At 63.4% G+C, this 22,600-nt stretch carries 27 protein-coding genes; 18 read left to right on the forward strand and 9 right to left on the reverse strand.

The features are described 5' to 3' along the window. Positions 1 to 14 precede the first annotated feature (14 nt). Positions 15 to 1,133 (forward strand): GNAT family N-acetyltransferase/peptidase C39 family protein, encoded by a 1,119-nt coding sequence (locus HX855_RS03995; protein ID WP_177088938.1) that lies wholly within the window; start codon positions 15 to 17, stop codon positions 1,131 to 1,133. A 44-nt stretch (positions 1,134 to 1,177) separates the two neighbouring features. Further along, a complete protein-coding gene (locus tag HX855_RS04000; RefSeq protein WP_177088939.1) occupies positions 1,178 to 1,774 on the forward strand; it encodes a hypothetical protein in 597 nt (198 codons plus the stop codon). A gap of 13 nt (positions 1,775 to 1,787) precedes the next feature. On the opposite strand, the gene sfnG is transcribed toward HX855_RS04000, so the two are convergent. Next, complete coding sequence (gene sfnG, locus HX855_RS04005) at positions 1,788 to 2,879, reverse strand: dimethylsulfone monooxygenase SfnG (protein ID WP_177088940.1); 1,092 nt, start codon at positions 2,877 to 2,879, stop codon at positions 1,788 to 1,790. Between the two features lie 263 nt (positions 2,880 to 3,142). Here sfnG and HX855_RS04010 point away from each other — a divergent pair, with 263 nt between their 5' ends. Beyond that, positions 3,143 to 4,378, forward strand: a complete 1,236-nt coding sequence (locus HX855_RS04010; RefSeq protein ID WP_177088941.1) for an acyl-CoA dehydrogenase family protein — start codon at positions 3,143 to 3,145, stop codon at positions 4,376 to 4,378. Here HX855_RS04010 and HX855_RS04015 read toward each other — a convergent pair. Together HX855_RS04015 and HX855_RS04020 are read right to left on the reverse strand one after the other, a co-directional pair. Beyond that, a complete protein-coding gene (locus HX855_RS04015; protein WP_177088942.1) occupies positions 4,375 to 5,160 on the reverse strand; it encodes a sulfite exporter TauE/SafE family protein in 786 nt (261 codons plus the stop codon). The genes HX855_RS04010 and HX855_RS04015 overlap by 4 nt on opposite strands. Positions 5,161 to 5,242: 82 nt before the next feature. Next, complete coding sequence (locus HX855_RS04020; RefSeq protein ID WP_177088943.1) at positions 5,243 to 6,022, reverse strand: class I SAM-dependent methyltransferase; 780 nt, start codon at positions 6,020 to 6,022, stop codon at positions 5,243 to 5,245. Positions 6,023 to 6,159: 137 nt separating this feature from the next. On the opposite strand from HX855_RS04020, the gene HX855_RS04025 reads away from it, so the two are divergent. The 5 genes from HX855_RS04025 (at position 6,160) to HX855_RS04045 (ending at position 9,967) form a co-directional block, all read left to right on the forward strand. Further along, positions 6,160 to 6,678, forward strand: a complete 519-nt coding sequence (locus HX855_RS04025; protein WP_177088944.1) for a DUF3455 domain-containing protein — start codon at positions 6,160 to 6,162, stop codon at positions 6,676 to 6,678. Between the two features lie 71 nt (positions 6,679 to 6,749). Beyond that, positions 6,750 to 7,277: a sigma-70 family RNA polymerase sigma factor gene (locus HX855_RS04030; protein ID WP_177088945.1), complete on the forward strand. Its 528-nt coding sequence runs from the start codon at positions 6,750 to 6,752 to the stop codon at positions 7,275 to 7,277. After that, complete coding sequence (locus HX855_RS04035) at positions 7,274 to 7,957, forward strand: anti-sigma factor domain-containing protein (RefSeq protein ID WP_177088946.1); 684 nt, start codon at positions 7,274 to 7,276, stop codon at positions 7,955 to 7,957. Before HX855_RS04030 ends, HX855_RS04035 begins: the two co-directional genes overlap by 4 nt. A 114-nt stretch (positions 7,958 to 8,071) precedes the next feature. Continuing rightward, a complete protein-coding gene (locus tag HX855_RS04040) occupies positions 8,072 to 9,325 on the forward strand; it encodes a chloride channel protein (protein ID WP_177088947.1) in 1,254 nt (417 codons plus the stop codon). An 87-nt stretch (positions 9,326 to 9,412) separates the two neighbouring features. Continuing rightward, positions 9,413 to 9,967: a UPF0149 family protein gene (locus HX855_RS04045; RefSeq protein WP_177088948.1), complete on the forward strand. Its 555-nt coding sequence runs from the start codon at positions 9,413 to 9,415 to the stop codon at positions 9,965 to 9,967. A gap of 173 nt (positions 9,968 to 10,140) precedes the next feature. On the opposite strand, the gene HX855_RS04050 is transcribed toward HX855_RS04045, so the two are convergent. Together HX855_RS04050 and HX855_RS04055 are read right to left on the reverse strand one after the other, a co-directional pair. Next, positions 10,141 to 10,770, reverse strand: a complete 630-nt coding sequence (locus tag HX855_RS04050; RefSeq protein ID WP_177088949.1) for a lytic polysaccharide monooxygenase auxiliary activity family 9 protein — start codon at positions 10,768 to 10,770, stop codon at positions 10,141 to 10,143. 212 nt (positions 10,771 to 10,982) lie between these two features. Beyond that, positions 10,983 to 11,336: a DUF1428 domain-containing protein gene (locus HX855_RS04055; RefSeq protein WP_177088950.1), complete on the reverse strand. Its 354-nt coding sequence runs from the start codon at positions 11,334 to 11,336 to the stop codon at positions 10,983 to 10,985. 174 nt (positions 11,337 to 11,510) lie between these two features. On the opposite strand from HX855_RS04055, the gene HX855_RS04060 reads away from it, so the two are divergent. Continuing rightward, positions 11,511 to 12,311: an isocitrate lyase/phosphoenolpyruvate mutase family protein gene (locus tag HX855_RS04060; RefSeq protein ID WP_177088951.1), complete on the forward strand. Its 801-nt coding sequence runs from the start codon at positions 11,511 to 11,513 to the stop codon at positions 12,309 to 12,311. On the opposite strand, the gene HX855_RS04065 is transcribed toward HX855_RS04060, so the two are convergent. Beyond that, complete coding sequence (locus HX855_RS04065; RefSeq protein ID WP_375140055.1) at positions 12,308 to 13,219, reverse strand: LysR family transcriptional regulator; 912 nt, start codon at positions 13,217 to 13,219, stop codon at positions 12,308 to 12,310. The two genes, HX855_RS04060 and HX855_RS04065, sit on opposite strands and share 4 nt — an antisense overlap. A 102-nt stretch (positions 13,220 to 13,321) precedes the next feature. Here HX855_RS04065 and HX855_RS04070 point away from each other — a divergent pair, with 102 nt between their 5' ends. The 5 genes from HX855_RS04070 (at position 13,322) to HX855_RS04090 (ending at position 16,733) form a co-directional block, all read left to right on the forward strand. Further along, positions 13,322 to 14,221, forward strand: a complete 900-nt coding sequence (locus HX855_RS04070) for an NAD-dependent epimerase/dehydratase family protein (protein ID WP_177088952.1) — start codon at positions 13,322 to 13,324, stop codon at positions 14,219 to 14,221. 119 nt (positions 14,222 to 14,340) lie between these two features. Then, complete coding sequence (locus HX855_RS04075) at positions 14,341 to 14,520, forward strand: hypothetical protein (RefSeq protein WP_177088953.1); 180 nt, start codon at positions 14,341 to 14,343, stop codon at positions 14,518 to 14,520. A gap of 105 nt (positions 14,521 to 14,625) precedes the next feature. After that, the gene (aroA, locus tag HX855_RS04080) at positions 14,626 to 15,882 is read left to right on the forward strand and encodes a 3-phosphoshikimate 1-carboxyvinyltransferase (RefSeq protein ID WP_177088954.1); all 1,257 of its coding nucleotides are present in this window, start codon (positions 14,626 to 14,628) and stop codon (positions 15,880 to 15,882) included. 32 nt (positions 15,883 to 15,914) lie between these two features. Further along, the gene (locus HX855_RS04085; protein WP_177088955.1) at positions 15,915 to 16,304 is read left to right on the forward strand and encodes a hypothetical protein; all 390 of its coding nucleotides are present in this window, start codon (positions 15,915 to 15,917) and stop codon (positions 16,302 to 16,304) included. Continuing rightward, positions 16,305 to 16,733 carry a DoxX family protein gene (locus HX855_RS04090; protein WP_218175944.1) on the forward strand — a complete coding sequence of 143 codons (429 nt, stop codon included), beginning with the start codon at positions 16,305 to 16,307 and terminating at the stop codon, positions 16,731 to 16,733. Here the strand turns inward: HX855_RS04090 and HX855_RS04095 are convergent. Next, positions 16,705 to 17,310 (reverse strand): NAD(P)H-dependent oxidoreductase, encoded by a 606-nt coding sequence (locus tag HX855_RS04095; RefSeq protein ID WP_177088956.1) that lies wholly within the window; start codon positions 17,308 to 17,310, stop codon positions 16,705 to 16,707. The two genes, HX855_RS04090 and HX855_RS04095, sit on opposite strands and share 29 nt — an antisense overlap. 90 nt (positions 17,311 to 17,400) lie before the next feature. Here HX855_RS04095 and HX855_RS04100 point away from each other — a divergent pair, with 90 nt between their 5' ends. Both HX855_RS04100 and HX855_RS04105 read left to right on the forward strand, forming a co-directional pair. Then, positions 17,401 to 18,003 (forward strand): TetR/AcrR family transcriptional regulator, encoded by a 603-nt coding sequence (locus HX855_RS04100; protein WP_177088957.1) that lies wholly within the window; start codon positions 17,401 to 17,403, stop codon positions 18,001 to 18,003. 116 nt (positions 18,004 to 18,119) lie between these two features. Further along, positions 18,120 to 18,497, forward strand: coding sequence for a hypothetical protein (locus tag HX855_RS04105; protein ID WP_177088958.1), 378 nt, complete (start codon positions 18,120 to 18,122; stop codon positions 18,495 to 18,497). A gap of 151 nt (positions 18,498 to 18,648) precedes the next feature. Here HX855_RS04105 and HX855_RS04110 read toward each other — a convergent pair whose 3' ends face one another. Both HX855_RS04110 and HX855_RS04115 read right to left on the reverse strand, forming a co-directional pair. Further along, a complete protein-coding gene (locus HX855_RS04110; protein WP_177088959.1) occupies positions 18,649 to 19,323 on the reverse strand; it encodes a GNAT family N-acetyltransferase in 675 nt (224 codons plus the stop codon). 50 nt (positions 19,324 to 19,373) lie between these two features. Continuing rightward, on the reverse strand, positions 19,374 to 20,264 hold the full coding sequence (locus HX855_RS04115) for a LysR family transcriptional regulator (protein ID WP_177088960.1): 891 nt from the start codon (positions 20,262 to 20,264) through the stop codon (positions 19,374 to 19,376). A 111-nt stretch (positions 20,265 to 20,375) separates the two neighbouring features. On the opposite strand from HX855_RS04115, the gene HX855_RS04120 reads away from it, so the two are divergent. Beyond that, on the forward strand, positions 20,376 to 21,611 hold the full coding sequence (locus HX855_RS04120; protein WP_177088961.1) for an MFS transporter: 1,236 nt from the start codon (positions 20,376 to 20,378) through the stop codon (positions 21,609 to 21,611). 81 nt (positions 21,612 to 21,692) lie between these two features. Next, positions 21,693 to 22,550, forward strand: coding sequence for a CAP domain-containing protein (locus HX855_RS04125; protein ID WP_177088962.1), 858 nt, complete (start codon positions 21,693 to 21,695; stop codon positions 22,548 to 22,550). Positions 22,551 to 22,600 lie beyond the last annotated feature (50 nt).

Raw genomic sequence — 22,600 nt, forward strand, 5'->3', positions numbered from 1 at the left:
TTTACGGCGGTCACATGGCTCTTTCCTTTCGCGTTGCAACACCCGATGACGTGCCGTCATTGGTGGCACTGGAACAGCACTGTTTCACCACGGACCGGCTCTCCACCCGCAGCTTCCAATGGATGGTCAGCCGTGCCCACGGGCAACTGCTGGTGGCGGAAAACGACGGCGATTTGCTCGGCTACGCCCTGGTGCTGTTCCACCGGGGCACGTCCCTGGCGCGCCTGTATTCCATCGCCATCGCCGAGTCCTCCCGGGGCCTGGGCTTGGGCAAGCAATTGCTGACGCGCATCGAAGCCTGCGCCGTGGAACACGACTGCGCCTACCTGCGCCTGGAAGTGCGCACCGACAACCCCGGCGCCATTGCCCTGTACGAGCGCAATGGCTACCGACGCTTTGCCTTGATCAACGACTATTACGAAGACCACGCTGCCGCCCTGCGCCTGGAAAAACGCATCCTCCAGCACCAGGACGCGCGGGCGTTGAGCGTGCCCTATTACCAACAGACCACCGACTTCACCTGCGGCGCCGCCAGCCTGTTGATGGCCATGGGCGCCCTGGAGCCTGCGCGGGTGGCCCAGCGCCGGGAAGAACTGCAGATCTGGCGCGAGGCAACCACCGTATTCATGACCGCCGGCCATGGCGGTTGCAGCCCGCAAGGCCTGGCCCTGGCCGCCTGGCGCCGGGGCTTTCGGGTGCGCATGCAGGTCAACGTCAGCGGGCCGTTGTTTCTCGATGGCGTACGGGATCAGCATAAAAAAGATGTCATGCGTTTGGTGCATGACGCCTTCGAGGAAGAACTGGCATTGAGCGACGTTGAGCGCGTACTCGGCGGCCCGCTGGATTTACCCCAGGTACTGCGGGACGGCGGCCAGCCCCTGGTGTTGATCAGCAGCTACCGGTTGACCCGCTCCAAGTCGCCCCACTGGGTGATCGTCACCGACTGCGACGAAGACTTCGTGTACCTGCACGACCCGGACGTCGACCACAGCCAGCATCGCCAACCCATGGACTGCCAGCATTTGCCGGTCAGCCACGGGGAGTTCGAGCGAATGTGCCGGTTCGGCAACAACAAATTGCGCGCGGCGGTGGTGGTGTTTCCCAGGCCCGATGGGCCTCCAGACATCAGCTAACCTGTGGTTCACCACTGAACACAACTGCGGAGTCAGGAGCGTCCATGTTTCGATTCATAAAAATCACCGCCGCAGGCGGAATCGTATTTATCGTTCCCCTGTTGCTGATCGTGATCCTGGTCGAGAAAGCCTTACGCATCCTGGAAGGCCCGGTGTTAAAGCTGATGCCCATACTGGCCGGCAAAAGTGTGGCGGGGATTACCTTGTTCACCGTCGTGGCGCTGATCGCAATCGTCCTGATCTGCTTTTTGGCGGGGCTGGCGGCCAAGACAACACCGGCCAAGGCGTTTCTGCGCTTCCTCGAAGAAAACATTCTGGGCAAGGTACCGGGTTATCAGTTGCTCAAAGAAGCCACGTCACGCGTGGCCGGCCTGGAAGACCTGGAAGGCACGCGGATAGGGCTCATCAGCAACGATGAGGGGTGGCTGTTCTGCCTGGTGCCCGAGCAGGAAAACAACGGCTGGCTAACGGTGTACATCCCGGATGCAGGGCCCAGCGGCGCTACGGCCGGGGAACTCAAATTGTTCCCCGCCGCCAAGGTGCGAATCACCGGGCTTGCGTGCCTGCCCGTACTCACCTGCCTGCGCCTGGGAGGCCGGGGCGCGCTGGCCCTCGCCGAGCCCTGGTTACCGAAAGACTGACGCCCCGATCAATCTAGGCGACCTGCTTGATCCCGGCCTTGGCCTCCAGCTCGCGCACCAGCGGCAGCACGCGCTGGCCGAAGTACTCGACTTCTTCCTGGAAGTGCAGGAAGCCGGCCAGCACCAGGTCCACGCCGACGGCCTTCAGGGCGACGATGCGTTCGGCGATCTGCTGCGGGGTGCCGATCAGGTTGGTCTTGAAGCCGTCGTTGTATTGCACCAGGTCTTCGAAGGTCGACTTGGCCCAGTTGCCCTCGCCTTCCGGTGAGGCTTTGCCTGCCTGCTTCGCCGCGTCGCCAAACGCATTGACGGCTTCCGGGTCGGCCTGCTCGATGATTTGCGCAAGCACGGCGCGGGCTTCTTCCTCGGTGTCCCGGGCGATCACAAACGCGTTCACGCCGACTTTCACCGAGTGATTATTCGCGGCCGCCTTGGTCCGAATGTCATCGACCTGGGCCTTGATGCCTTCCGGGGTGTTGCCGTTGGTGAAGTACCAGTCCGACACCCGTGCGGCCATGTCCCGCGCCGCCCGGGAGCTGCCGCCCTGGAAGATTTCCGGGTGCGGCTCGCCCAGTGGCTTGGGTTTGAGGCTGTAGTTGTTGAAGCGGTAAAAGTCGCCCTTGAAGGTGAAGTTGTCCTGGGTCCAGATGCCTTTCAGGGCGCGGATGAATTCCTCGGAACGCCGATAACGCTCGTCGTGCTCCAGCCAGTGTTCGCCGATCGCCTGGAACTCGCCCTTGAACCAGCCGCTGACGATATTCACGGCGACGCGGCCATTGGTGAGTTGGTCGATGGTTGCCAGTTGCTTGGCCGCCAGGGCCGGTTGCCAAGGGCCGGGCAGGATGGCCGCAATCACCTTGAGTTTGGTGGTGGCCGCCAGCAACGCGTGGCTGAACGCGACGGACTCATGCTGGTATTCGGCGCCATAACCGGCGGTGAAGCGAATCTGCGTGAGGGCGTAGTCAAACCCGGCCTCTTCGGCGAGCTGCGCCAGCTTGCGGTTGTAGTCGATGCCCCAGTGGGTGCGCTGTTCGATCTTGCTGACCACCAGCCCACCGCTGACGTTGGGCACCCAGTAGGCAAATTTGACGGCTTGCTGACTCATTGAACGGTACCTCGCGCATTGGGATGTACACGCTCTTGAGCAGCAAGTGTGCCAGTGGCAGCCAGAGCCACGCGCTACAGGCCTTTGCACGGTGAACTGGCTGGAAAACACCCCCTGCAGCGGTGTCATGGATTGCAGCTGTTTGTCGTTTCGCTGTTGCCACAGCAACAGTTGAATCCACTCTGCCCCCATAAACACGGGTTGTTGCCCCCGGCATGGACTGTGCAAAGGCTCCCGTATTCAACTGCCCAGGAGCCGTCCCCATGACCGAACACCACGTGATCAATCCACTCTCCACCGGCGTCGATTATCCCGCCCTGGCCGCACGCTTCCGGCCGATTTTCCAGCGCATCGCCGAGGGTGCCGTAGAACGCGAACAAACCCGCGCCCTGCCCTACGAGCCCATCCAGTGGCTCAAGCAAGCCGGCTTCGGCGCCGTGCGCGTGCCGGTGGAATACGGCGGTGGCGGCGCCTCCCTGCCGCAGTTGTTTGAATTGCTGATCGAACTGGCCGAAGCCGACTCCAACGTGCCCCAGGCCCTGCGCGGGCACTTCGCGTTCGCCGAAGACCGCCTGAACGCCGCACCCGGCGCGGCGCGGGACATCTGGTTCAAGCGCTTTGTGGACGGCGATATCGTCGGCTGCGCCTGGACCGAAATCGGCAGCGTGGCCATCGGCGATGTCGTGACCAAAGTCAGCCCGGACGGCGATAAATGGAAACTCAACGGTGAAAAGTTCTACAGCACCGGCAGCCTGTTTTCCGACTGGATCGACGTCTACGCCCAACGCAGCGACACCGGCGGTGACGTGATTGCCGCCACCCGCACCCGCCAGCCGGGCGTGGTGCAAAGTGATGACTGGGACGGCTTCGGCCAGCGCACCACCGGCAGCGGCACCTCGCGCTTTACCGACGCCGTCGTGGAGGCTGAAAACCTCATCGACTTTGCCACCCGCTTCAAATACCAGACCGCGTTTTACCAGTTGGTGCTGCTCGCCACCCTGGCCGGCATCGGCCGCGCCGCCCTCAAGGATGTGGCGCATCAGGTGCGCAGCCGCAAACGGATCTACAGCCACGGCAACGCGGCCCATGTGAGCCAGGATGCGCAGATTCAGCAGGTGGTGGGTGAAGTGGCGGCACGGGTATACGCTGCCGAAGCCAGTGCGCTGAAAGCCGCGGTTCCGGCGCAGCGGGCTTATGTGGCGCGGTTCGGTGGGGACGATGCCGTGGAGCGCGCAGCCAATGTGGCTGCCGAGATTGAGTCAGCCACGGCGCAGGTGGTGGTCTCGGAACTGATCCAGCGTGCCACCAGCGAACTGTTCAACGCGCTGGGGGCCTCGGATGTGCGCCAGGGCAAAGCCCTCGACCGGCACTGGCGCAACGCACGGACGGTGTCGTCCCACAACCCGGTGATCTACAAGGCGCGGATTGTCGGCGACTGGGTGATCAATGGCACCGAGCCGCCCTTTGTATGGCAGATCGGCAACGGGCCGGCGCGTTAAAACGCCAGCTTGAAGCCAATCATCACCAGCATGAACGCCAGGCACGGGCGCAATATCCCGTCCGGTACCTTGCCGGCCATGTGGCTGCCGACGTAAATCCCCGGCAGCGAACCCAGCAGCAGGAAGCCCAGCAAGTGCCAGTCCATGTTGCCCATGCTCGCGTGCCCCAGGCCTGCAACCAGGGTCAGTGGCACGGCGTGGGCGATTTCGGTGCCCACCAGGCGCTTGGTGGCCAGGAACGGGTACAGGATAAACAGCGCCACGGTGCCCAGGGCGCCGGCGCCGATGGAGGTCAGGGCAACCATGGTGCCGAGGATCGCGCCGGTGACGATGGTCAGTGCATTAAGGTTGCGCGGCGCCATCTTGTAGTCGTCGCCGGCATGCCGTTGGGCAAACGCCAATAACCTGTTCTTGAACAGGATCGCCGTGGCCGTGAGCAACAGCACCACGCCCAGGGACTGCTTGATCACGGCGTTCAAGGCGGCGGGGTCGGTGTTCAGGCTCTTGAGGAACCACAGGGTCAACAACACCGCCGGCACGCTGCCCAGGGTCAGCCAACCGGTGATGGTCCAGTCGATGTTGCGGTTCTTGCTGTGAACCAGCACGCCACCGGACTTGGTGATGGCCGCGTACAACAGGTCGGTGCCCACGGCCGTGGCCGGGTTGATGCCGAACCAGAGCAGGATCGGTGTCATCAAAGAACCCCCGCCGACACCGGTCATGCCGACGATAAACCCAACAACCAGGCCCGCAATCGAGAAACCAAAATTACCCACATCCATTACAACTACCTGCGGCCTTATAAAATTCTGGCCGCAGCATAGCGATTTTTCTTATAACGACTTATATCAATACGATCTGACTTTATGCCTTTTTTGTCAGTCGCTGACTGCGGTACGCCTGGGTCTGATACGGGAAGGCCACCGTCTCGCGACCGCGCAAGTCCGGATGGGTGTCGATCAGGGTGTGTAATTGTTCGGTAACCCGCGCCTTTTCCGGCTCGGCCAGGGACGCGATAAAGCTCACGGAGAGAAAGCGGTCCATGATCACTTCCTGCGGGCTGCCTACATGGCTGTAGGGAAAGCAGGTCATTTCGGGGGCGGAAAAATACTCACCGGTGAACGCCTCGCGCCAACGGCCGGTGTGAAAACGCGGTGTATCACCCTCGTAGGGGGTGATGATTTCGGTGATCGCCGCGACCCAGTCCACCGACTCGTCCCGCACATTCCAGATCAGCCCCAGGCGCCCGTCCGGCTTGAGCACGCGGTGAATTTCCGCCAGGGCGGCCTCCGTAGCGAACCAGTGGAACGCCTGGGCACACACCAGCGCATCAGCGGTGGCCGCTTCCAGCGGGATGGCTTCGGCGGTGCCGGAAAGCAGGCGCACGTCCGGCAGCAGTTTCTGCAACTGCGCGCCCATGGCCCCTATCGGTTCGACCGCAATCAGCGTCGGCGCCACGGTGCTGAGCAAGCGCGTGAACTTGCCGGTGCCGGCGCCCAGGTCGATGACGGTGGAGTGTGGATGGATCTGCAGGGCGTCGGTCAGCCAGCCCGTGAGTTGCCGTGGATAGTCCGGCCGGCCTTGGGCGTACGTGACGGCCTGAGTAGAGAAACCCTGTTGAGCAGACGTGTGAACACCGGTCATTGCCAATCGCTCCTCTGGTAGTGCGGGGGCCCGTAGTGTGCGCCTTTGCCGATTTATTTTCTAATCGCTGCATCCGTTTGTGCGTGTCGTGGGTAGTACAGGCAGCAGCGCCTCGCTGCCCTTATGGAGAGACACCGATGAACGCCAAAGCAATGTTCTGCGTGACCTGCCTGTTAGCGGCTGCCCCCACCGCCTTTGCCCAGACCGTGCCCGACAGCATCAAGGTGCCGGACGGTCACAAGGTGGCGATGGAAACCACCGGCGTCGGCGAAATCACCTACGAATGCCGGGACAAGGCCAACGCCGTCGGCCAGACCGAATGGTTCTTCGTCGGGCCCAAGGCCGTGCTCAATGACCGCAGCGGCCAGGCAGTGGGCAGCTACTTCGGCCCGCCGGCCACCTGGCAGGCCAAGGACGGTTCGAAAGTCACCGGCACCCAGTTGGCGGTGGCGCCGTCCAGCGCGGGCAACCTGCCCTATCAATTGGTCAAGGCCAACCCCGCCGAAGGCAAGGGCGCCATGAGTGGCGTCGCGTATATCCAGCGGGTGGCCCTCAAGGGCGGCGTTGCGCCGAGCACCGAATGCACGGCGGCCAACAAGGGCAAGCAGGAAGTGGTGAAGTACCAGGCCGACTACATCTTCTGGGCGGCCAATTAAGTAAAGTCGTCTACGCTGCTGCAAAAGCGCCCCGGGCTCACCGCCGGGGCATCGACCTGGAAACCGTGTCCTTGCCTGAAACCGTTTTTGACTATGAAGCCTGCCTGCTGGCCTGCGCCCGGGGCGAACCACTGGCCCTGCGCCGCCTGTATCAACAGGAAAGCAGCCGGCTGCTGGGTGTCGCCGTGCGCATCGTGCGGGACAAGGCTTTGGCCGAAGACGTCGTGCATGACGCCTTTATCAAGGTCTGGAACGGCGCCGCCGGCTTTGACCCACACAAAGGCTCGGCGCGCGGCTGGGTGTACAGCGTGACCCGGCACCTGGCGTTGAATGCGGTGCGCAGCAATGGCCGCGAAGTGCCCCTGGGCGAAGAGCATGAAACCGTGGAACACAGCGACACCTTCGAGTATCAGGCGCGCTCGGGGCGAATCTACCGTTGCCTCGAACAACTGGACCCGGGCCGCCGCACCTGCATCCTGCATGCGTATGTAGACGGTTACTCCCACAGCGAAATCGCGCACAAACTCGGCACCCCGCTGGGCACCGTGAAAGCGTGGATCAAACGCAGCCTCGCGGCATTGCGTGAGTGCATGGCATGAACAGCATCGACGAACTGGCCAGCGAATACGTGCTCGGTACCTTGCCCGCCGAGCAACGCGCCGAGGTGGAACAGCGCCTGGCCACCGACGCCGGGTTGCGCGCGGCGGTGGACGCCTGGGAACAGCGCCTGCTGCCCTTGACCGAGCAGGCTGAACCGGTGACACCCTCACTGTATTTATGGCGACGCATCGAGCGCAGCCTGGGGCACTCCCCCGCCCCGGACGCGCCCGTCTCGTGGTGGAACAGGCTGGCCCTGTGGCGCGGGCTGGCGGGTGCCGGCATCGCGGCGAGCCTGGTATTGGCGACGCTGCTGCTGACCCCACCGGCAGCCGTCAACCCGACCGCTTATGTGGTGGTGCTGGTGGCCCCGCAAAACCAGGCGCCGGGCTGGGTGATCCAGGCCAGTAACACCCAGGAAATCCAACTGATCCCCCTGGGCATCATGGAAGTGCCGGCGGACAAGACCTTGCAGTTCTGGACCAAGGGCGAAGACTGGCAAGGCCCGGTATCCCTCGGTTTGGTCAAGCCCGGGCAATCACTCTCGGTGCCCCTGGACAAACTCCCGCCGCTGGCCCCCAACCAGCTGTTTGAGCTGACCCTGGAAAACTCCGGCGGGTCGAAAACCGGCAAGCCGACAGGTCCGATTCAGGCAATCGGCCGGGCCGTTAAAGTACTCTGAAGGTAATGCAATGTTGTGGCAGGCCCGTTCGTGCACGTGCATTACATCTCGGAGCTGTAGCGTCATCATTGCGCTATAGAATCGGGCTCGAAAACCCGGCTCCCTGGACCCTCCATGCCCTCAAAAACCCGTTCACTGCTGATTCTCGCCCTCGTCGTCATCTTCACCGGCATCGGCGCCGGCCTGGGGGGCATGCTCCTGGCGTTGCTGCTGCACGGCATCCAGCACCTGGCCTACGGCTACAGCCTCGACAGCCTGATCAGCCATGAAACCTTTTTGCTCGGCGTCACCGCGGCCTCGCCCGAACGCCGGGTGCTCGTGCTGATCACCTGCGGCCTGGTGGCGGGCGTGGGCTGGTGGTTGATCTACCGTTATGGCCGGCCACTGGTGAGCATCAAGCAGGCGGTCTCGGCCCAGGCGCCGATCATGCCGCCCAAGACCACCCTCGCCCACGCCGTGCTGCAAATCATCACCGTAGCCCTTGGCTCGCCCCTGGGCCGTGAAGTGGCGCCACGGGAAGTCGGCGCACTGGCCGCCACCTGGTTGTCACAGCGGGCACGCCTGGCACCGGACATGCACCGCCTGATCGTCGCCTGCGGCGCGGGCGCGGGGTTGGCGGCGGTGTACAACGTGCCACTGGGGGGCGCGGTGTTTGTGCTCGAAGTGTTGGTGGGCGTGTTCAGTTGGCCGGCAGCGGTGATCGCCCTGGCCACCTCGGCCATCGGCGCCTCGGTGGCCTGGATCGGCCTGGGGGCGGAGTCGCAATACGTGGTGCCGCACTTTGTGCTCAGCCCCGGGTTGATCGCCTGGGCGCTGATCTGCGGGCCGGTGTTTGGCCTGGCCGCCTATGGCTTCACTCGCCTGACTGGCGCGGCCCGCAGCAACGCCGCCCGTGGCTGGCGGCTGCCGGTATTGTCGTTGATCAACTTCACGATCATCGGTGGCCTGGCGATTTTCCTGCCGCAGATTCTGGGTAACGGCAAAGGCCCGGCGCAGTTGGGCTTCGACAGCGAGTTGACCATCGCCCTCGCCGCCGTGCTGCTGGTGGTCAAGGTGCTGATCACTGCCGGCACCCTGCGGGCCGGTGCCGAAGGCGGCCTGTTGACCCCGGCGCTGGCCAACGGCGCCTTGCTCGCCGTCATCCTCGGCGGCGCCTGGAGCCTGCTGTGGCCCGGCGTACCGCTGGGAGCGTTTGCGATCATCGGCGCGGCGGCGTTCCTGGCGTCGAGCATGAGCATGCCGCTGACGGCGATTGTGCTGGTGGCGGAATTTACCCGCATCGACCATGACTTCCTGGTGCCGATCATTCTCGCGGTGGCGGGCTCGATGTGCATGAGCAAGCTGTGCCTGTTGTGGGAAAAGCGCTGAAGAGGCTGGATTAAAAACCCGTCACGCGCCATCCTCCGCGCTTTAAGCCGCCCCATCAGCGGCGCTCTACGCACAAAGGACAGCCCCATGCACGATCAACCCCTTGCCGCCGCCGATTTCGAGTTCATCGACGAAACCCTGCTCAAGTATGGCGACGACCATTCGGTGCTGAACCTGGCCGAGCTGGACGGCTACTTCACCGCCCTGGTCTCAAGCCCCGCCCAGGTGGATGTGGCCGAATGGTTCCCCGGCATCTTCGGTGGGCAGAACCCGGATTGGGAAAGCCCGGAAGAAGCCAAGCGGTTTCTTGAGCTGAGCGTGCGCCATATGAACGCTATCGCCACCCAACTGGCGACCGACGCCCAGGGTTTCAAGGCACGTTTCGATGAAACCGAGCATCAGGGCCAGCCATTGACCCTGGCGGAAGAATGGTGCTTTGGTTATATCCGTGGCGCCGCGATTGGCAACTGGCCAGAGCTGCCCGTCGAACAGGCCGGGCAACTGGAGAAGATTTCCTGGTGCGCCGAGCAGGACAACTTCGAACTGCCGGCAGACCTGGATGTTGATGCCCATCAGCAACGGGTAGCCGCTATCGAACCGGCCGCCCGCGCGTTGCACGACTACTGGTTGGCCCAGCGCTGATTTAACGCAACACCTGTGGCGAGGGAGCTTGCTCCCGCTGGGTGCGAAGCGCCCTTGGCTTTTTAGGGCTGCTCCGCAGCCCAGCGGGAGCAAGCTCCCTCGCCACAGCAAGCTCCCTTGCCCACAGCAAGCTCCCTCGCCACAGTGTGTTTTGCCTCCAGGTTCAGTTGCCGCTATTTGAAGTCGACATCAAACGCCTGATAGAACGCATTGCCGGTGTTGGCCACGATCCACATCAACACCAGCACATGCCCGCCCTTCTTGCCCTTGGGCAATGTCACTTGATGTTCAACCTTGGCCTTCAGTTCAGCCGAGTGCTGGTAGTACGGCACCTGAGGGTAAAAATCCTCGTGGAAAGGCGTGGCCTCCAGTTGAGCGCGGCTGATGCGCTGCTTGGGGTCCCAGCCGTCCCGGGTGATCAACCAGCGATAGCCACGGGTCACGTGCGCAGCGGTGTAGTCCCACTGCACCTTGAACACCTGGCCGGCGTCCACATTCAGCAAGGGCCAGGTAAACGGGGTGTTGAGCTTCTTGCTCATTTCGTCGTCGGTGAAGTTCACACAGTCGCGGGCATCGGTCTTGCCGCCGCTGAGGATGTGCCCATCGCCGGGCGGCGTGACGCTTTGGTCGTCGGTTTCATAAGGCGCCGGAAACGGCCCCGCGCTGAGGGCCGGGAAGTTCTTGCCGCCTTCCATTTCGTTGACTTGCCAGTTTTCCAGCAGCCCGCGTTCCACCGCCACCGAGCCACGGCTGGCCGGGGTCACGACGCGACCATGCCTGAGTTGAGTCTGGGGTTTGTTCATTTCAGTCACTCCTTGATTGAAGGCTTCCCGTCATGGGAAGCGCCTTGAACTTAGCCCACCCCGCCGGGTTGTCTACCCGACAGTTCTGTCAGACAAATCGCGCCATGTCCTTGTTTTGCGGCGTTTTCACAGTAGTCCTTCAGCGGGCCTATCGTCGGTCCTACCCTGCGACAGGCGATCGGACTACAGCTGCCGTCCGTGAACACCCGGCTTCAGGTGTTGAGGATCATCTCAAAGCCGCCATAAATCATGCGTTGCCCATCAAACGGCATCGGATTGGCGTCCGCCTTCAGGCGCGGGTCCTCCATCACCTTGCGCATCCCGGCATCACGCGCCTGCCGTGACGGCCACACGATCCAGGAATACACCACGGTTTCATCGTCCTTGAGCTTCACCGCCATGGGGAAAGAGGTCACCTGCCCTTGGGGTACATCGTCGCCCCAGCACTCGACGATATTCAGCGCGCCGTGCTCCTTGAACACCACGGCCGCGGCCTTGGCATGCTGGATGAATTGTTCGCGGTGTGCGGTGGGTACCGCAATCACACAGCCATCTACGTAAGACATGGTCAATCTCCTGATGCGACGGGTTGTTGTGCCTGTAGTCGATCAATCAGGCGCTCAATCGACATCGACGTGGGAAATATCGACCAGCGGTGGTTTAACCCTTGCGAGGCCGGGACGATTCTTGATATGACAGGCGCCTTCAACACAACAACCCGCTCAAAGGACTGACTCACCATGACCGCCCACGCCAGCGCCTTCCACGCCCTGCACCACGCCCACTTGTTGATCCTGCCCAACGTCGCCGATGCAGGCGGTGCACGCCTGGTGGCGCAACTGGGCAGCCAGGCCGTCGCCACCAGCAGCGCGGCCGTTGCCTGGACCCACGGCTACAAGGACGGCAATCACCTGCCCCTGCCCTTGCTGGTGAGCACCGTGCATTCCATCACCCGCGTCATTGACGTACCGCTGAGCGTGGACATCGAGGCGGGTTACTCCGACGACCCGGAGCAGGTCGGCCGGGTGATCCAGGCCGTGATCGACGCAGGCGCCGTCGGCATCAACCTTGAGGACGGCGCCGGCACGCCTGACCTGCTGGCGCGCAAGATCGAGGTCGCCCGCCGTGTGGCGGACAGCTGTGGCGTGAAGTTGTTTATCAACGCCCGCTGCGACGTGTACCTGAAAGGCCTGGCGCCCGAGCCGCAGCGCCTTGAGGAACTGCTCAAGCGTGCGGCGCTGTATCAAGGTGCCGGTGCCGACGGCCTGTTCGCCGCCGGTATCCACCTGGAGCAGGAGATCCGGCAGCTTTGCCAGGCAACCACCCTGCCCGTCAACGTCCTGGCCTGGGCCGGCCTGCCCGCGCCCGAGACGCTGCAAGCCCTGGGCGTGCGCCGGCTGACGGCGGGCTCGAGCATCGCCGAGTTCCTGTACGGTGCGATGCACAGCCTGGCCGAAGGCTTCCTGCGTACCGGGCAACTGGATACCCACGAACTCAAGGCGTTCACCTATGGCGACTTGAATGGTCGCATGGCGGATTAAGGCGCCCCGCGCACCAGCGGCATATTGCTCACAATAAACTCGATAAACACCCGCAGCTTGGGCGGCACCTGCCGCCCCGACGGCCACAGCAGGTTGAACTGGCCGCCCTCCCAGGTGTAATCCCCGAGCACCTCCACCAAACGCCCGCCCGCCAGCGCATCGCGCACCACGAAGTCAGCGGCGTAGGTCAGGCCCTGGCCTTGCACGGCCAGCTCCATGCGGCCTTCCACCGAATTGCAGACCATCGAGCGTGGTAGCTCAAGTTCCAGTGCGCGCTCATCGCGACGCATCTGCCAGGCCTGGAATTTGCCGGAGGCGGGAAAACGGAAATGGATACAACGATGCCCGTGCAGGTCTTCCGGGCAACTCGGCGTGCCGTTACGTGCCAGGTAATCCGGGGAACCGACGATCAACATTCGGTACGTACCCAGCGGGCGGGCCGATAACCCCGAATCCTTCGGCGCACCGCTGCGGATCACCGCGTCGAAACCTTCAGCGATCACGTCAGCCAGGCGGTCGTTGAACTCCAGGTCCAACTGGACCTGCGGATACAGCGCCTGGAATTCACCGAACATCGCCAGAAACGGCCGGGCAATCATCGGCAGCCCCACCCGCAGCGGCCCTTGAGGCGCTGCCAGGGTTTGCGAGAGTTCTTCACCCGCCACTTCCAGCTCCGCCAGCACGCGCCGACAACGCTCGACAAACTGCGTGCCCTGGGCCGTGAGGGTGATGCTGCGCGTGCTGCGATGGAACAGCCGCACCCCAAACTTTGCCTCCAGCCGGGCGATGCTCTTGCTCACCGCCGACGCCGAGATACCCAGCGCCCTGCCCGCGCCGACAAAACTGCGGGCTTCGGCCGCCGCGACAAATACACCGATGGCATTCAGGCTTTCCATACGCTTATCCATTAAGGACTCTGGAGTCCATTCTAAACAGAACTCAAGCCCATTTTTCCGCTAATTGTTCAAGCCTATGGTGGTCGCTCGTTCCTCAGCCACAGGCTTTTACCCATGAATATTTTCCTTACCGGTGCCAATGGTTTCGTCGGCGGCAGTGTCGCCCATCACCTGATCGCCCAAGGCCACCGCGTGCGCGGCCTGCTGCGCGACCCGCAGAAAGCCGAACGCCTGCAAGCCTTGGGCATTACCCCGGTGATCGGCAGCCTGGATGATCGTCAGCTGCTAATCGACGAAGCACGTCAGGCGGATGCCGTGATCGATGCCGCCAACAGCGACCACGCCGGCGCCGTCGACGCGTTTATCGAGGCGCTGCGTGGCTCCGGCAAGCTGCTGATCCACACCAGCGGTTCCAGCATCATCGGCGATGACGCGTTGGGCAATACGCTGTCCGAACACATCTTCGACGAAGACACGCCCTTCATCATCGAGCCACCCAAGCAAGCCCGCTACGATATCGACCTGCGCCTGATGGCCGCCGCCGAACTGGGCATTCGCAGCGTGGTGATCTGCCCGAGCAACATCTACGGCGTGGGCCATGGCTTGACTGATCACAGCTTCCAGTTGCCGTTCCTGATGGCGCGCGCCCGAGAGACCGGGGTGATGCGCATCGTCGGGGCCGGAATTAATCGCTGGTCCAACGTGCACATAGATGACGTCGCGCACCTGTTCCTGCTGGCCGTGGAAAAAGCCCCGGCGGGCGCGTTTTACTTTCTGGAGAACGGCGAAGCGTCGTTTTTCGACATGGCCGCCGCACTGGCCAGGCGCATGAACCTGGGCGCGGTGCAGTCATGGCCGGCCGAGGAAGCCGAGCAACACTGGGACCCGACGCACGTGCATTACACCTTCGGTACCAATAGTCGGGTCAAGGCCAAGCGTGCTCGCGCGGAACTGGGCTGGACGCCGCGCCACCGTTCGATCCTGGACTGGATCGGCCATGAGATGCCGCTATGAGTACGTGCTGTCCACGGCGAAGCATCCGCTAGCCAGGAAAAATGGCGTGACGCGATGATCAGGCGCACGCCATTTGCCACGGACAGGCCCCTGACTCACAACACCCTCTGACGCCCGGCATGCCCGTGCAAATCCGCATCGGCGGCGCCGAGCGCCGATTCTGGTGGATCGCCGGTTTTGCGCAAATGGCCTGCGGTGGCACGCACCCGCGCTCTACCGGTGAAATCGGGCCACTGGCGCTCAAGCGTAAAAACACTGGCAAGGGCAAGGAGCGCATCGACGTGATGCTGCTGACCTGAGCTCGCGTCACGCCGGCTGCGATCCCCGCTCGACAACGGTAGCGTGTTTGGCCGATTATTCGTGTCCGCCAAACGCCACCCGCCTTGAAGCAGGAGCCTTGTACCTTGAGTTCGCAGAAAACCGTGACCGTTACACCGCCCAACTTTCCATTGAACGGCAAGGTAGCGCCCCCCGGCTCCAAATCCATCACCAACCGCGCTCTGCTGCTGGCCGCCCTGGCCAAGGGCACCAGCCGCCTGAGCGGCGCGTTGAAAAGCGATGACACCCGCCACATGTCGGTGGCCCTGCGGCAGATGGGCGTGGTGATTGATGAACCGGACGACACCACGTTCGTGGTCACCAGCGTAGGCAAGTTGCAATTGCCGGCGCAGCCGCTGTTCCTCGGCAACGCGGGCACGGCAATGCGCTTCCTCACCGCCGCCGTGGCCACCGTACAAGGCACCGTGGTGCTGGACGGCGACGCCTACATGCAAAAACGCCCGATCGGCCCGCTGCTCGCGACCCTCGGCCAGAACGGCATCAAGGTCGACAGCCCCACCGGCTGCCCACCGGTGACGGTGCACGGCAGCGGCCGGGTGCAGGCCAAGCGTTTCGAGATCGACGGCGGCCTGTCGAGCCAGTACGTGTCGGCGCTGTTGATGCTGGCGGCGTGCGGCGAAGCCCCGATTGAAGTGGCCCTGACCGGCAAGGACATCGGCGCCCGTGGCTACGTCGACCTGACCCTGGACTGCATGCGCGCCTTCGGTGCCCAGGTGGACATCGTCGATGAAAGCACCTGGCGCGTGGCCCCCACCGGCTACACCGCCCACGACTACCTGATCGAGCCAGACGCTTCCGCCGCCACTTACTTGTGGGCCGCCGAAGTGCTGACCGGTGGCCGTATCGACCTCGGCGTCGCCCCGCAGGACTTCACCCAGCCCGATGCAAAAGCCCAGGCCGTGATCGCGCAATTCCCGCACATGCAGCCGGTGGTTGTCGGTTCGCAGATGCAGGATGCGATCCCCACCCTCGCCGTGCTGGCCGCGTTCAACCACACGCCGGTACGCTTCACCGAACTGGCCAACCTGCGGGTCAAGGAATGTGACCGGGTGCAGGCCCTGCATGACGGCCTGAATGAAATCCGTGCCGGTTTGGCGACCATTGAAGGTGATGATTTGCTGGTGGCCAGCGATCCGGCCCTGGCGGGCACTACCTGCAACGCGCTGATCGACACCCACGCCGACCACCGCATCGCGATGTGCTTTGCCTTGGCGGGCCTGAAGGTGTCGGGCATCAGGATTCAGGACCCGGACTGCGTCGGCAAGACCTATCCTGAGTACTGGAAAGCGCTGGAAAGCCTTGGGGTCGAGCTGACCTGGTAAGCCGTCGGCGCCGGTAACGGGAGGGAGTATTGATGACGATTCGCCAACCCTGCCCTCCCGGCGCCTGCGACTGCAAGCGTGAGCAACTGCTCGACCTTCCCAGCGCCGATGCACGCATCCTGCACCTGACGCGCCAGGAAGAAAAACGCCTGCTCGAACGCCTGGAAAACCTGCAAAGCCTGCCAGACCTGGAGCGCATGCAACAGCTGATGCACCAGCAACTGGGCATCCGCGTGCACATCGCGCCCGGGCATACGGAAGTCAAAAGCATGCGCGGGATCCAGATCGTTATCGATGAGCTGCCGGGGCTGTGTCGCAAGACCCGGCAGTCAATTCCGGCAGCGATTCGCAAGGGCATGGAGAAGCGGCCGGAGATTGCGTACCGGTTGCTGGATGCCCATGACTTGTTCAGGGAGGTTTGAGTGGTTGCCGCGAATGGCACGGATAAAATCCGGCGAGTCCTGCGTCTGTTACTCGCTGTTTTTTACTTCGTCGCGGGCTGTTTTCACCTATACGCCACTCAAGGGTTCGTTAGCATTGTTCCGGATTGGGTGCCTTACCCGTATTCCGTGGTGGTACTCACCGGAATAGGGGAGTTGCTGGGTGCCCTGGCGCTGCTTGCGCCAAGGCTACGCAGGCTTGCCGGCGCGCTGTTTGCCCTCTACGCGGTCTGTGTATTTCCGGCAAATATCAAACATGCAATCGAACATATCCCGGTGGGTGGTGTAGACCTGGGCTGGGCGTATCACGCGCCCCGACTGGCGTTTCAACCGGTATTAGTGTGGCTGGCGTTGTTCTGCGGCGACTGGGTCACATGGCCATTCAGGCGGTTTCGCAAGGCTCGAGACTGACAAACAGCTGCCGCCCCAACTGCGCCACCGTCTCCAGATGCTGCTCGGCGGCACCGCTCTCCGAGTCCAGCAGCAGCTCGGAGGTCAGCACTTTCGCCCCACAGTAATCAAAGATCCCGTGGTCGATTTGCGTGCGCATCGCGTTGGCGTAGCCGTGGCGTTCAAACACACCTTCATCCGCCGCGCCCACACCCAGCAAGTGCACCTGCAAATGGCCAAGCTTTTTCACCACCTTGGTTTCAAGGCTGTAGTCGATTGCCCAGCCGTTGACGAACACCCGGTCGATCCAGCCCTTGAGCAAGGCCGGCATCGACCACCAGTAGATCGGGAACACCAGCACCAACGCGTCGGCGCGGTCGAGCCGGGCCTGTTCGGCCAGCACGTCGGCGGGCGGCGTGGCGCGGGTGCGATGCACTTTATGGTCGGCGGCGCTGTAGCGCGGGTCGAAACCTTCGGCGGCCAGGTCGGCGATTTCGAAGGTGTGGCCGGCGGCCGTGATGCCGGCCGCCGCCTGTTTGGCGAGGCTGTGGGTCAGGGAGTGGGGATCGTGGTGAGCAATAACGATCAGGGCGTGCATGGCAGTGACTCCTTCGGGGTAGCGGCGGGAAGGCAAATTGAGTAGGCTTGGGCTAAGTTACCGTTGGTAAGTTACTTTTGGTATATAAGCATGTCAAGCGATCAATCCCCTGCCCCTCGCCGTCGCCTGTCCCGGGATGACCGGTTGCGCCAGTTGCTCGATATGGCCTGGCAACTGGTGCGCGAAGAAGGCACCGATGCCCTGAGCCTGGGGCACCTGGCGGAGTTGGCCGGGGTAACCAAGCCGGTGGTGTATGACCATTTCGGCACCCGTGCAGGGCTGTTGGCGGCGCTGTATGAAGACTTCGATGCCCGCCAGAACCAGGTGTTCGCCAGCGCCATCGAGGCCAGCGAGCCCACCCTGGACGACCGCGCCTGGGTGATCGCCTCGTGTTATGTCGACTGTGTGTTGCTGCAGGGCCGGGAAATTCCCGGCGTGATTGCGGCGCTGGCCGGCAGCCCGGAACTGGAAAGCATCAAGCGAGCGTACGACGTGATTTTCCTCGGCAAGTGCCGCGATGCCCTCGCCCCGTTTGCCGTAGACGGCATGATAAGCCAAGCCGGCCTGAGGGGAATGTTGGGCGCGGCAGATGCCCTGTCCCAGGCCGCCGCCAGCGGGGAAATCAGCCCGGTGGAGGCGCAGGAAGAGCTGTTTGCGAGCATCAAGGCGATGGTCAATCGCGGACGTGTTTAAAAAGAATTAAACAAGGGCGGGGAATAAACCGGCGCGACGGGTGTTTACCTGAGTACGCCTTGTGAATACAGCACAAGGCCAGTACTCAAACCAAGAAAAACCCCCAGGAGTTCGTCATGCTGAAAAAATTCTCCCTTGCTGCCGCTGTTGTGATTGCGTGTGCTTCGACCATGGCCTTCGCCGCCCCTGCCACCATCGCTGACAGCGCCAAGGGCAAAGTCCTGGTGGATGGCAAGGGCATGACCCTGTACACCTTCGCCAAGGACAGCGCCGGCAAATCCGCCTGCAACGGCCAATGCCTGGCCAACTGGCCGGCCCTGACCGCCTCGGCCGGCGCCAAGGACGCCGATGGCTACACCGTGGTCAGCCGTGACGATGGCAGCAAGCAGTGGGCCTATAAAGGCCAGCCGCTGTACACCTGGGTCAAGGACAGCAAGCCGGGCGACATCACCGGTGACGGCGTTGGCGGCAACTGGAACCTGGCCAAGCCATAACAGACATACCCATCAAAAAGTGGGAGCGGGCTTGCTGTGGCGAGCGGGCTTGCCCCGCGTTGGGCTGCGAAGCGGCCCCATCAATCTGTGGTGAACCCGACGGGGGAAAAGCCCCCTCACCACAGCAAGCCCGCTCCCACATTGTTCTGCGTTATCCCTGCCTTGCGTGCACAAACATCCGGGCTTTGTGGGTCATCTGGTCGAAGTGGCGATCGCGCTGTTTCTCCGCATCGACCATCGCTCGCTTGCCGTGCTTTTGCAGCAGGTAGGTGTGGATCTGCCGCACCTCCAGCGAGCTGTAGATCGACGCCACATCCAACAGGCCCATCAAGCCGTCGGTGCTGTAGTCGCGGGTGTTCATCAGCACCTGGGTACCGCGTACGCCACGCACCTGAAAGCCCATGGACTCAAACGCCGGCACCTTCTCCACGGCGCACGTCAGTTCGGCATGGGGGTAGCGGGCCAGCATGTCCTGGATCATCGCCCGCGCCACGCCTTTGCGTCGATGGCTGGCATGCACCGCCATATACGCCACGCCACACGCCTCGGGATCGTCCTTCACCGGCAGGTACAGCAGAAAGCCCATCACCTGTTCCTGCGCGTCCAGCGCCACGATCAATTCAACCGCAATGCCCTTCGACCCGCCCAGCGCGTCCAGGTACAGGTGCACCTCGTAGCCGATCGCATACTGATAGACGTTGTACAGCAGGTTGCTCGGCGGGATGGCGACCATGCTGATGTCGGTCAGGTAGTCGACCACCATCTGCAGAATCTGCGCGTTGATCGGCTCGGGGCATGGGGTTTCGTAACGGGTAAGGCTGAACATTCGAATTCCTGGTGTTTCGTGTCATGACGACGCGGAGTGTACCTGCTGGTTCATTGCGCACACACCTCCCGCAGGCAACCCCGCAGCCAGCGATGGGCCAGGTCGGCGTCCAGGCGCGGGTGCCAGAGCATTGATACGGTGAAGTCCGGGAACGCAAACGGCAGCGCAAAGCGGTGAAGATCGCTGTGCAAATTGCCGGTGTGGCGCTCCGGCACGCTGGCGATCAGGTCGCTGCTGCGGGCCAATGCCAGGGCGGTCGAGAAGCCGGCAACGATGGTCACCACGTCCCGGGTCAGCCCCAGTGTTTCAAGGGCTTGATGAATCTGGCCCTGATCGTGGCCACGGCGGGACACATAGATATGCTGGCCGCCGGCAAACCGCTGCGGCGTGATGTCGCCCTCACACAGCGGATGGCCCTTGCGCACCACGCCGATAAACCGGTCGCGAAACAGCGCCTGGGTCAGCACCTCGGGGCTGGCGCTGCTGTCTACCACGCCGGTTTCCAGGTCGACGCTGCCATCGCGCAGTGGCGTACTGGCCTTGTCCGGCTTGTGCACGAAGCGCAATCGCACCCCCGGCGCTTCCCGGGCGATACGCGCCAACAGCGCCGGGCCGAAACACTCAACAAAACCGTCGCTGGTGCGCAAGGTGAACGTGCGCACCAGTTGGCTCAGGTCAAGGGCCGCAGCCGGGCGCAACACGGCTTCGGCGTCCTGCACCAACTGGCTGACCCGCTCGCGCAGTTCCAGGGCGCGTGGCGTGGGCACCAGGCCACGGCCGGCACGGACCAGTAACGGATCCCCCGTGGTTTCCCGCAACCGCGCCAGGGCCCGGCTCATCGCCGAGGGGCTCAGGCGCAAACGCTGGGCGGCACGGGTGACACTGCCTTCGGCGAGTAACACATCCAGGGTGACCAGCAAATTCAGATCGGGTGTGGACACGGCAAACCTCACAGGGCGTTTGGCGCAACTATTAAGTGCAAATGCTGCGCCTTCCGCCATGTTAGGCCACGGGGTAGATTTCTGACAGCGGTCAAACCCAGGAACCTCTTGATGAAATCACCTGCACCCCGTGGCGCCCTCGCCGCCTTGTCACTGTCCATGCTGCTGGCGTCTTTGGGCACCAGCATCGCCAATGTCGGCCTGCCGAGCCTGGTGCTGGCGTTTGACGCGTCCTTTCAAGCGGCGCAGTGGGTGGTGCTCGCGTACTTGCTGGCAATCACCGCCGTGATCGTCAGCGTCGGGCGGCTCGGCGACCTGATGGGCCGCAGCCGCCTGCTATTGACGGGATTGTTACTCTTCACCGTGGCCTCCGCCCTGTGTGGCGTGGCTTCGTCCCTCGGGCTGCTGATTGCAGCGCGAGCCCTGCAAGGCCTGGGCGCGGCGATCATGATGGCGATGACCATGGCCCTGGTGGGCGAAACCGTCGCCAAGGAACGTACCGGGCGGGCCATGGGCTTGCTGGGCAGCGTGTCCGCGATGGGGACTGCGCTGGGGCCAAGCATTGGCGGGGGGCTAATCGCCGGGTTCGGCTGGCGTGCGCTGTTCTTCATCACGGTCCCACTGGGGTTGCTGACGTTTGCCCTCGCCCGCCGTTATCTGCACGTCGACCGTCGCGAACAGAAGCCTGCCCGATCGGCGTTGAATGTCCTGTCCACCCTGCGGGACTCGAGCCTGAACGCCGGCCTGGGCATGAGTGCACTGGTGTCGGCGGTGATGATGGCAACCTTGGTGGTCGGGCCGTTCTACCTGACCCACGGCGCAGGCCTCGACCCTGCCCGGATGGGCCTGACGATGGCCATCGGGCCGTGTGTCTCGGCGTTGATGGGCGTACCCGCAGGCCGTTTGACCGACCGCTTCGGCGCCGGCCCGATGACCATTGCCGGGCTGCTGGCGATGCTGGGCGGCTGCCTGTTGCTGTCGCTGATGCCGCTGAACCTCGGTATTGCCGGGTACATCGGCCCGTTGATCATCCTCACCCTCGGCTACGCCCAGTCTCAGGCGGCCAACAACACGGCAGTGATGGGCGAGGTGCCGGCGGACCAACGGGGTGTAGTCGCGGGTCTGCTCAACCTGTCGCGCAATCTGGGGCTGATCGCGGGGGCCTCGGCATTGGGCGCGGTGTTCGCGCAGACGGCCGGTGACCTCGCCACGGCCAGCCGTAGCGCAGTGGGAAACGGGATGCACGCTACGTTCGGCGTGGCGCTGGCCCTCGTGATCGCCTCCCTGCTGATGGTGGTGCTTGCCCTGCGCGATCAGGCCCGTAAACACTCTGCATTCAAGAACTGAGGCAAAAAGTTCGGACCAACGGGTGCATGGATGGCCCTTCATCGCGCATCATGGGCACTTTCAAGCTCAAGGGAAACGTCCATGCGCGCTCTGTCATTGATGATGGGTCTTACGACGCTGGCCGCCAGTCTGGTGTTTAGCGCCCAGGCGCAGGCGGGTGAAGAAAGCCTGTTGGTCGACTCGATCAATCAATACCGCAGCCAGGTTCAGCGCTGCGGCAACCAGGGTTCCCAGGAATTGCCACCGCTGGCCAGCGACACGCGGCTGGTGTTGCCGGTCAACAGCGTCGGCGACTTGCAGCAGGCGTTGGCGCGGGCGGCGTACCCGATGGTCAACGTCCAAGCCATCAGCCTGTCCGGGCCAAAAAACGCCGAAGCCGCCATGAAAGCCGTGCGCGAAAGTTTTTGCCGGGTGGTGCTCGACCCGCAGTTCATTGATATCGGCGTGAGCAACAGCGGCCAGGACTGGCGCATTGTGCTCGCCCGCCCGTTGCTGACCAGCGGCCTGGGTGAGAGCCAGACCGAAGGCAAGAAGGTGCTTGATCTCATCAACGCCGCCCGCCAGCAGCCCCATCAGTGTGGCGGCGAGACCTTTGCTGCCACCACACCGCTGAGCTGGAACGAAGCACTCGCCAACGCCGCCGCCGGTCACGCCCGCAATATGGCCAACGGCAACTTCTTCGATCACCTGGACCACGATGGCCGCACCCCGGGCGACCGGGCTGAGCTGGCGGGCTACATCGGCCAGCGGATCGGCGAGAACATTGCCGCCGGCATGGACACCCCACGCAAGGTGGTCGACGGCTGGCTCGCCAGCCCCGGGCACTGCGCCAACCTGATGAACCCGCAGTTCCGGGAAATGGGCGCCGCCTATGCCATGGACCCGAAAAGCGACGCGGGCATCTACTGGACGGGTTTGTTTGGCGTGCAGCAGCAATAGGGGTGTGTATCCCAACGTATCTTCCCGGCGAGGCGACACACTGCGAGGCG

Origin of the sequence: Pseudomonas sp. IPO3778, assembly GCF_013386825.1 — a bacterium.
Lineage (GTDB): Bacteria > Pseudomonadota > Gammaproteobacteria > Pseudomonadales > Pseudomonadaceae > Aquipseudomonas.

Bases quoted from the DNA above. Each gene is read 5' to 3' on its own strand.
- HX855_RS03995 (WP_177088938.1), top strand. From the start codon at position 15: ATGGCTCTTTCCTTTCGCGTTGCAACACCCGATGACGTGCCGTCATTG.
- HX855_RS04000 (WP_177088939.1), top strand. From the start codon at position 1,178: ATGTTTCGATTCATAAAAATCACCGCCGCAGGCGGAATCGTATTTATC.
- sfnG (WP_177088940.1), bottom strand. From the start codon at position 2,879: ATGAGTCAGCAAGCCGTCAAATTTGCCTACTGGGTGCCCAACGTCAGC.
- HX855_RS04010 (WP_177088941.1), top strand. From the start codon at position 3,143: ATGACCGAACACCACGTGATCAATCCACTCTCCACCGGCGTCGATTAT.
- HX855_RS04015 (WP_177088942.1), bottom strand. From the start codon at position 5,160: ATGGATGTGGGTAATTTTGGTTTCTCGATTGCGGGCCTGGTTGTTGGG.
- HX855_RS04020 (WP_177088943.1), bottom strand. From the start codon at position 6,022: ATGACCGGTGTTCACACGTCTGCTCAACAGGGTTTCTCTACTCAGGCC.
- HX855_RS04025 (WP_177088944.1), top strand. From the start codon at position 6,160: ATGAACGCCAAAGCAATGTTCTGCGTGACCTGCCTGTTAGCGGCTGCC.
- HX855_RS04035 (WP_177088946.1), top strand. From the start codon at position 7,274: ATGAACAGCATCGACGAACTGGCCAGCGAATACGTGCTCGGTACCTTG.
- HX855_RS04040 (WP_177088947.1), top strand. From the start codon at position 8,072: ATGCCCTCAAAAACCCGTTCACTGCTGATTCTCGCCCTCGTCGTCATC.
- HX855_RS04045 (WP_177088948.1), top strand. From the start codon at position 9,413: ATGCACGATCAACCCCTTGCCGCCGCCGATTTCGAGTTCATCGACGAA.
- HX855_RS04050 (WP_177088949.1), bottom strand. From the start codon at position 10,770: ATGAACAAACCCCAGACTCAACTCAGGCATGGTCGCGTCGTGACCCCG.
- HX855_RS04055 (WP_177088950.1), bottom strand. From the start codon at position 11,336: ATGTCTTACGTAGATGGCTGTGTGATTGCGGTACCCACCGCACACCGC.
- HX855_RS04060 (WP_177088951.1), top strand. From the start codon at position 11,511: ATGACCGCCCACGCCAGCGCCTTCCACGCCCTGCACCACGCCCACTTG.
- HX855_RS04065 (WP_375140055.1), bottom strand. From the start codon at position 13,219: ATGGATAAGCGTATGGAAAGCCTGAATGCCATCGGTGTATTTGTCGCG.
- HX855_RS04070 (WP_177088952.1), top strand. From the start codon at position 13,322: ATGAATATTTTCCTTACCGGTGCCAATGGTTTCGTCGGCGGCAGTGTC.
- HX855_RS04075 (WP_177088953.1), top strand. From the start codon at position 14,341: ATGCCCGTGCAAATCCGCATCGGCGGCGCCGAGCGCCGATTCTGGTGG.
- HX855_RS04085 (WP_177088955.1), top strand. From the start codon at position 15,915: ATGACGATTCGCCAACCCTGCCCTCCCGGCGCCTGCGACTGCAAGCGT.
- HX855_RS04095 (WP_177088956.1), bottom strand. From the start codon at position 17,310: ATGCACGCCCTGATCGTTATTGCTCACCACGATCCCCACTCCCTGACC.
- HX855_RS04100 (WP_177088957.1), top strand. From the start codon at position 17,401: ATGTCAAGCGATCAATCCCCTGCCCCTCGCCGTCGCCTGTCCCGGGAT.
- HX855_RS04105 (WP_177088958.1), top strand. From the start codon at position 18,120: ATGCTGAAAAAATTCTCCCTTGCTGCCGCTGTTGTGATTGCGTGTGCT.
- HX855_RS04110 (WP_177088959.1), bottom strand. From the start codon at position 19,323: ATGTTCAGCCTTACCCGTTACGAAACCCCATGCCCCGAGCCGATCAAC.
- HX855_RS04120 (WP_177088961.1), top strand. From the start codon at position 20,376: ATGAAATCACCTGCACCCCGTGGCGCCCTCGCCGCCTTGTCACTGTCC.
- HX855_RS04125 (WP_177088962.1), top strand. From the start codon at position 21,693: ATGCGCGCTCTGTCATTGATGATGGGTCTTACGACGCTGGCCGCCAGT.